The organism is Enterococcus sp. DIV0660C (genome assembly GCF_017316125.1).
GTDB lineage: Bacteria > Bacillota > Bacilli > Lactobacillales > Enterococcaceae > Enterococcus_B.
In genome coordinates this window covers 127,585-133,912 of record NZ_JAFLWA010000010.1, presented here as the reverse complement: position 1 = coordinate 133,912, position 6,328 = coordinate 127,585, and the positions used below count along the sequence as shown (strand labels likewise).

Genomic DNA, 6,328 nt, shown 5'->3' with positions numbered 1-6,328 from the left:
GGATGGTTTTTTGTTGTTTATGATTCAACTGAATAGTTTGGTGCTTCTTTAGTGATTTGAACATCATGTGGATGTGATTCTTTTAGTCCACTGCCACTCATTTGGATGAATTGTGCATCATCTCTTAATTGTTGTAAGTTTGCAGCACCAACATAGCCCATTCCAGATTTTAATCCGCCAATCATTTGGAAGATGATATCTGCTACGCTTCCTTTATAAGCTACACGGCCTTCAATACCTTCAGGAACTAATTTATTTGCTTCATTAATGCTACCTTGGAAATAGCGATCTTTTGATCCTTTTTCCATTGCACCTAATGAACCCATTCCACGATATGTTTTGAAACGACGACCTTGGAAAATTTCAAATTCACCTGGTGATTCATCTGTCCCGGCTAGCATACTACCTAACATAACCGCATGTCCTCCAGCAGCTAAAGCTTTAACAATATCACCTGAATATTTGATCCCACCATCGGCAATAATTGTTTTACCATATTGACGTGCAACGGAAGCTGCATCATAAATGGCTGTTAATTGAGGAACACCGACACCTGCAACAACCCGAGTTGTACAAATCGAACCAGGTCCAATCCCAACTTTAACAACATCAACACCAACATCATAAAGTGCTTTGGTTGCTTCAGCAGTTGCTACGTTACCAGCAATCAATGTTGCTTCTGGGAAAGTTTCACGAATTTCTTTAATCTTACGAATCACACCTGCACTGTGACCGTGAGCTGTATCAATGATGATTGCATCTACACCAGCAGCTAATAAAGCATCCGCGCGCTCAAAAGTATCACTCGTTACACCTACTGCAGCGGCAACGAGTAAACGACCATGTTCATCTTTCGCAGCATTAGGAAATTCGATTACTTTTTCAATATCTTTAATGGTAATCAAACCACTTAAGCGACCATCTTCATCAACGATTGGTAATTTCTCAATCTTGTGTTTCTGTAAAATTTTCTCTGCATCTTTTAGAGAAGTTCCTTCTGGGGCAACAACTAAGTTATCCTTTGTCATCACATCGTCAATCGGAATATGATAATTTGTTACAAAACGCATATCACGGTTAGTGATGATTCCTACTAATTTTCTATTTTCTAAAGTTTCAACAATTGGAACACCACTAATACGATATTTACTCATTAGTTCTTCGGCATCAGCAACTAGATGTTGTGGTGTTAAAAAGAATGGATCAATGATAACGCCACTTTCTGAACGTTTCACTTTGCGAACTTCTTCCGCTTGCTGGTCAATTGTCATGTTTTTATGAATAACACCTAGACCACCTTGACGAGCCATTGCAATTGCCATTTTACTATCAGTTACCGTATCCATACTTGCGCTCATAATTGGAATGTTTAACTTAATATTTTTTGCTAGTTGTATGCTCATATCCACTTCGTTTGGTAACACGTGACTTTCTGCTGGTATCAATAAGACATCATCAAAAGTAAACCCTTTTTTCGTGAACTTTTTTTCCCAGTTGGACATTGTTAGTACCACTCCTCTAATTTAGTTTATCTATTAAAATAAGCGATTTTAACCTTTAAGTCAATAACCAAGCAGAAACTGCTGCTTTATTTCTCATAAAACAACGATTTTCTTTCGATTATTCTCATTGTTACGAAAGAAAACAAAAAAAACAACGCACAAATAAATTCGTGCGTTGTTCGTTCATTTATCTTCTTGGAACAGATAAGCTGCCTACAATTTCATATTTTTTCTTCAAATAGTAACGTAGTGCTAATGCCCCGGCACCAATAACAATTACTATAATTGGATTCAATACAGGATTAAGAACAGGTGGAAGTAAAGTTGTCGCTGAAAATGCGATTACCCACACAAGTGTTGAGCCACCTAAAATCAATAAAGTTTTTAACATTCCTGGTTTCTTACTTCTATCTGCACCTGGATATTCATATTGATAAATATATTTATACATCATATAAAACACCCAACCACCAATTGCTGACCCGAATAGAAGCGTAGAAATTCCATAAGCTGGAGCTGTTTCACGTGAAAAGAAACCTGTAATTGCAATCATGATGCTCAGTAGACCTAGTAACAATAATGTATTATCTAGCCACATCAAAACTGGTGTAGAAGATTTCTTTGGCGCTACTGGCTTACTAATAATTGATTCTGTTCGCTCAGAAACCGTTCCAAAAAGTTGACGTGCAGTTTTACCGCCTTTTTGTTCTTTCACCAAGACTGGTAACATATCATGAAGCGCATTAACTTTTTCTGCCTCAGATAAGTTTGCCGCCTCTAAAGATTTCTTCAAATCAAAAATATACTGTTGGTTTCGCTTCGTTAATTGTGTTTCTAAATGATTATTTTCTTTCACCATTTCACGTAATTGCTCTGGTTCCATGATCTAGTAGTCCTCCTTAGCCGTTAGTTTGCTTAACGGTTGTCACAAAAAATATTTTAACATATTTTTAGCAAACTATGATAGCCCTTTTATACATTAAAACGGAACAACATAACATCTCCATCTTGCACAATGTACTCTTTACCTTCTAAACGAACACGACCAGCTTCTTTAGCTGCGTGCATATTTCCATATTTATTCAAATCATCAAATGAAACTGTTTCTGCACGAATAAAACCACGCTCGAAGTCCGTATGGATAATTCCAGCTGCTTGTGGTGCTTTGATTCCCTTTCTGAAAGTCCAAGCACGCACTTCTTGTTCGCCTGCTGTGAAATAAGTTGCTAGTCCAAGCAATCCGTAAGCTGCACGAATCAATTGATCTAAACCAGATTCTTCAATCCCTAAAGCTTCTAAGAATTCTGCTTTGTCTTCTTCATCTAGTTCGGCAATTTCTTCTTCTGCTCGGGCACAAACTACGATAACTTCTGCATTTTCTTCAGCTGCAAAATTACGGACTTCTTGAACATAATGATTTGATTCTGCATCCGCAACATCATCTTCTGATACATTTGCAACATATAAAATAGGTTTAGTTGTTAGTAAAAACAGACTTTTAACGATTTTTTGTTCTTCTTCAGTGAATTCGATTGATCGAGCAGAACGACCTTCTTCTAAAACTGGTTTGATTTTATCCAATACAGCTAGCTCTGCTACGGCTTCTTTGTCTTTTGTTTTTGCTACTTTAGCCACACGTGTATAACGTTTAGTAATCGACTCTAAATCAGCTAAGACCAATTCTAAGTTGATTGTGTCAATGTCCCCTAAAGGATCCACTCGACCTTCAACGTGAGTGATATTGTCATCATCAAAGCAACGAACAACATGACAAATCGCATCTACTTGGCGAATGTGGCTTAAAAATTTATTTCCTAATCCCTCACCTTTACTTGCACCTTTAACAATACCCGCAATATCGGTAAATTCAAATGTCGTTGGTACGGTTTTTTTCGGTTGTACAAGCTCTGTTAAACGTTGTAAACGCCAGTCTGGTACTTCTACCATTCCAATATTTGGATCAATTGTTGCAAAAGGATAGTTCGCTGCTTCTGCTCCAGCTTTGGTAATTGCATTAAATAAAGTTGATTTTCCTACGTTGGGTAACCCAACGATTCCAGCAGTCAATGCCATAAATTAATTCACTCTTTCTTTGCCTTTTTTTCAAGTATTTTTTTTAATTTTTTTTCAAAATCGCGACGTGTCATCATCACGATATGGCCACAGTTTACACACTTGATTTTGATATCTGCTCCCATACGAATGATTTCCCAACGATTTGTTTGACAAGCATGAGGTTTTTTCATTTCAACAATATCGCCTAAATCATACATAAAATAGCCTCCTGTTTCTATTCTTCATCAAATTGAATGTTAAGAATATCAAGAATCCTTGTTAAATCTTTTTGTGAAAGATATTCGATTTCAATTTTCCCTTTGCCATCTTTTTCTTGAATTGCAACACTCGTACCAAATTTATCCATCAAGCGATCTTCACTTTCTCGAATATAATAAGGTTTTTCTTTTGCCAAACGTGGAATTTTTTTCTTTTCTTTTCCATCATTTTGATTCAATTCAGATACTATTTGTTCTAATTGACGAACAGTTAAGTTCTCCGATACTACACGATTGGCTAATTTCAAAATAAGATCTTTATTTTTTAGACCTAATAATGTTCTAGCTTGCCCCATTGACAAACGATGATCTTGGACCATTTCCTTCACCAAATCTGGTAAAGATAACAATCGTAAGTAGTTCGCAATGTAAGGACGACTTTTACCCAAACGATTAGCTACTTCTGCTTGTGTCAAATTCAAATTCTTCATCAACATTTCGTAAGCTTCTGCTTCTTCTAATGGATTTAAGTCTTCTCGTTGCAAGTTTTCTAAAACAGCAACTTGCATCATAGCTTCTTCATTGAATTCTCGTACAATTGCTGGAATTGTTTCTTTTTCAGCTAATTTTGAAGCACGAAAACGTCGCTCACCAGCGATGATCTCATATCCTTTTACTGCAGATCTTCTTACAATAATTGGTTGGAACACACCAGATTGTTCAATTGAATTAGCTAATTCCTGTAAAGATACTTCTTCAAATGTTTTTCGTGGTTGATAAGGATTCGGACGTAGCTCATTCAAAGGTAATTGAATAACTACTTCGTCTTTCACATCAACACTTTCTAAATTTTCTAAATCTTGAAATAGTGCGTTGATTCCTCGACCTAAGCCTTTATTTTTCTTCACGATCAACCACTTCCTTTGCCAATGCTTGATAAACTTCTGCTCCTCGAGAACGTGGATCATAGTCAATAATTGGTAGACCATGACTTGGAGCTTCTGATAAACGAATATTTCTTGGAATAATCGTATCATATACTTTTTCTCGGAAATACTTACGGACTTCTTCCACAACTTCTGTTCCAAGATTTGTTCTTGCATCATACATTGTCAATAAAACACCAGCAATTTCTAAATCAGGATTGAAATGTTTTTGTACCAAACGAACGGTATTAAGTAGTTGGCTCAGTCCTTCTAAAGCATAATACTCACATTGAACAGGTATTAAAATTGCATCACTGGCAGTAAAAGAATTGATTGTTAAGTGACCTAAAGAAGGTGGACAATCAATCAAAATATAGTCATATTGATCTTTCACTTCTGCTAAAGAACCCTTTAATCGAGACTCTCTAGCCATCATAGAAGTTAATTCAATTTCTGCTCCAGCTAATTGGAGAGTAGCAGGCACGATATTTAAATTTTCATGTTCTGTTACAATTGTTGCTTCTTCAATTGGCAATTCGTTCACCAATACATCGTAAATATCTTGCTTGACATCCGGTTTTCGGACACCCACACCACTGGTAGCATTTCCTTGTGCGTCCATATCAACTAAGAGTACTTTTTTTCCTAGGCTAGCAAGACAAGCACCTAGATTAACTGTAGTTGTCGTTTTACCAACTCCACCTTTTTGGTTTGCAACAGATATAATTTGTGCCATCTCTTCTCCTCCTACTTAATGGGTTGCTTATTAGGCAATCCAGGTTTTCTTGGATATTTTTTGGGTGTGATTTTTTTCTTTTCTATAATAAGAATATGACGTTGATCCGAAATTTTTGGTAAATCAACTGCTGCCTCTTTGATAAATTTACCACCCAAGAGTGCAATTGCATGTTTCGCTTCAGTCAGTTCTTCTTCACTTTTAGCAGCCTTTAGTGCATAAAAATGTCCATCTAACTTCACTAGTGGCATACATAATTCTGCCAGTACATTTAACCTAGCGACAGCTCTTGCAGTAACTAAATCAAAAGATTCACGAAACTCCATGTTTTGACCAAACGTTTCTGCACGATCATGGTATAAAGAAGCACTGATGCCTAATACGTTCGTTAATTCTGTTAAAAAAGTGATTCGTTTATTTAATGAATCAACAATGGTGATTTGTAACTCTGGAAAAACAATTTTTAATGGGATACTTGGAAAACCTGCGCCTGATCCAACATCACACAAAGAAAGTCTCTCGGTGAAATCAACTTCAAAAGCCAGTGTCAGTGAATCATAAAAATGTTTCAAATACACTTCATTTTCATCTGTAATAGCTGTTAAATTCATTTTTTCATTCCACTCGACCAGTGTTTTAAAATATGTAGCAAATTGCTCCATCTGATGATCCGATAAATGAATTTGTTTTTCTGCTAATGCTTGGCGAAATTCTTCTGGTGTCATAATTAGTCCTTTCATTGTGAAACAGAAATTGTTTCACAGAATCTTCTCCTACTTTAACGCAATTTACTTTTTCTTGCAATGCTTCCAGGTACAATCTTAAAAAAATTCGCACTAAAAAATAAATAAAAAAGAACTCGAGGAAGCATAGAAATTATTCCCCACTCAA

General features: G+C 36.2%; 7 protein-coding genes. All 7 read right to left on the bottom strand.

What is annotated here, in order from left to right:
• Positions 1 to 17: 17 nt before the first annotated feature.
• The 7 genes from guaB to rsmG all read right to left on the bottom strand — a co-directional run bounded on the left by guaB (position 18) and on the right by rsmG (position 6,162).
• The gene (gene guaB, locus DOK81_RS02820; protein ID WP_206907841.1) at positions 18 to 1,502 is read right to left on the bottom strand and encodes an IMP dehydrogenase; all 1,485 of its coding nucleotides are present in this window, start codon (positions 1,500 to 1,502) and stop codon (positions 18 to 20) included.
• 187 nt (positions 1,503 to 1,689) lie between these two features.
• Positions 1,690 to 2,385 carry a DUF1129 domain-containing protein gene (locus DOK81_RS02815; RefSeq protein ID WP_206907839.1) on the bottom strand — a complete coding sequence of 232 codons (696 nt, stop codon included), beginning with the start codon at positions 2,383 to 2,385 and terminating at the stop codon, positions 1,690 to 1,692.
• An 89-nt stretch (positions 2,386 to 2,474) separates the two neighbouring features.
• The gene (ychF, locus tag DOK81_RS02810; RefSeq protein WP_067483682.1) at positions 2,475 to 3,575 is read right to left on the bottom strand and encodes a redox-regulated ATPase YchF; all 1,101 of its coding nucleotides are present in this window, start codon (positions 3,573 to 3,575) and stop codon (positions 2,475 to 2,477) included.
• Positions 3,576 to 3,583: 8 nt separating this feature from the next.
• Complete coding sequence (locus DOK81_RS02805; RefSeq protein ID WP_067483680.1) at positions 3,584 to 3,775, bottom strand: DUF951 domain-containing protein; 192 nt, start codon at positions 3,773 to 3,775, stop codon at positions 3,584 to 3,586.
• 17 nt (positions 3,776 to 3,792) lie between these two features.
• Positions 3,793 to 4,683 (bottom strand): ParB/RepB/Spo0J family partition protein, encoded by an 891-nt coding sequence (locus tag DOK81_RS02800; protein WP_206907836.1) that lies wholly within the window; start codon positions 4,681 to 4,683, stop codon positions 3,793 to 3,795.
• Positions 4,670 to 5,437 (bottom strand): AAA family ATPase, encoded by a 768-nt coding sequence (locus DOK81_RS02795; protein WP_206907835.1) that lies wholly within the window; start codon positions 5,435 to 5,437, stop codon positions 4,670 to 4,672. The genes DOK81_RS02800 and DOK81_RS02795 overlap by 14 nt, the downstream gene beginning before the upstream one ends.
• An 11-nt stretch (positions 5,438 to 5,448) precedes the next feature.
• Positions 5,449 to 6,162, bottom strand: coding sequence for a 16S rRNA (guanine(527)-N(7))-methyltransferase RsmG (gene rsmG / locus DOK81_RS02790; protein ID WP_206907833.1), 714 nt, complete (start codon positions 6,160 to 6,162; stop codon positions 5,449 to 5,451).
• Between the last annotated feature and the right edge of the window lie 166 nt (positions 6,163 to 6,328).

Coding starts and splice junctions, on each gene's coding strand:
- ychF (WP_067483682.1), bottom strand. CDS start 3,575: ATGGCATTGACTGCTGGAATCGTTGGGTTACCCAACGTAGGAAAATCA.
- DOK81_RS02805 (WP_067483680.1), bottom strand. CDS start 3,775: ATGTATGATTTAGGCGATATTGTTGAAATGAAAAAACCTCATGCTTGT.
- DOK81_RS02795 (WP_206907835.1), bottom strand. CDS start 5,437: ATGGCACAAATTATATCTGTTGCAAACCAAAAAGGTGGAGTTGGTAAA.
- rsmG (WP_206907833.1), bottom strand. CDS start 6,162: ATGACACCAGAAGAATTTCGCCAAGCATTAGCAGAAAAACAAATTCAT.
- guaB (WP_206907841.1), bottom strand. CDS start 1,502: ATGTCCAACTGGGAAAAAAAGTTCACGAAAAAAGGGTTTACTTTTGAT.
- DOK81_RS02815 (WP_206907839.1), bottom strand. CDS start 2,385: ATGGAACCAGAGCAATTACGTGAAATGGTGAAAGAAAATAATCATTTA.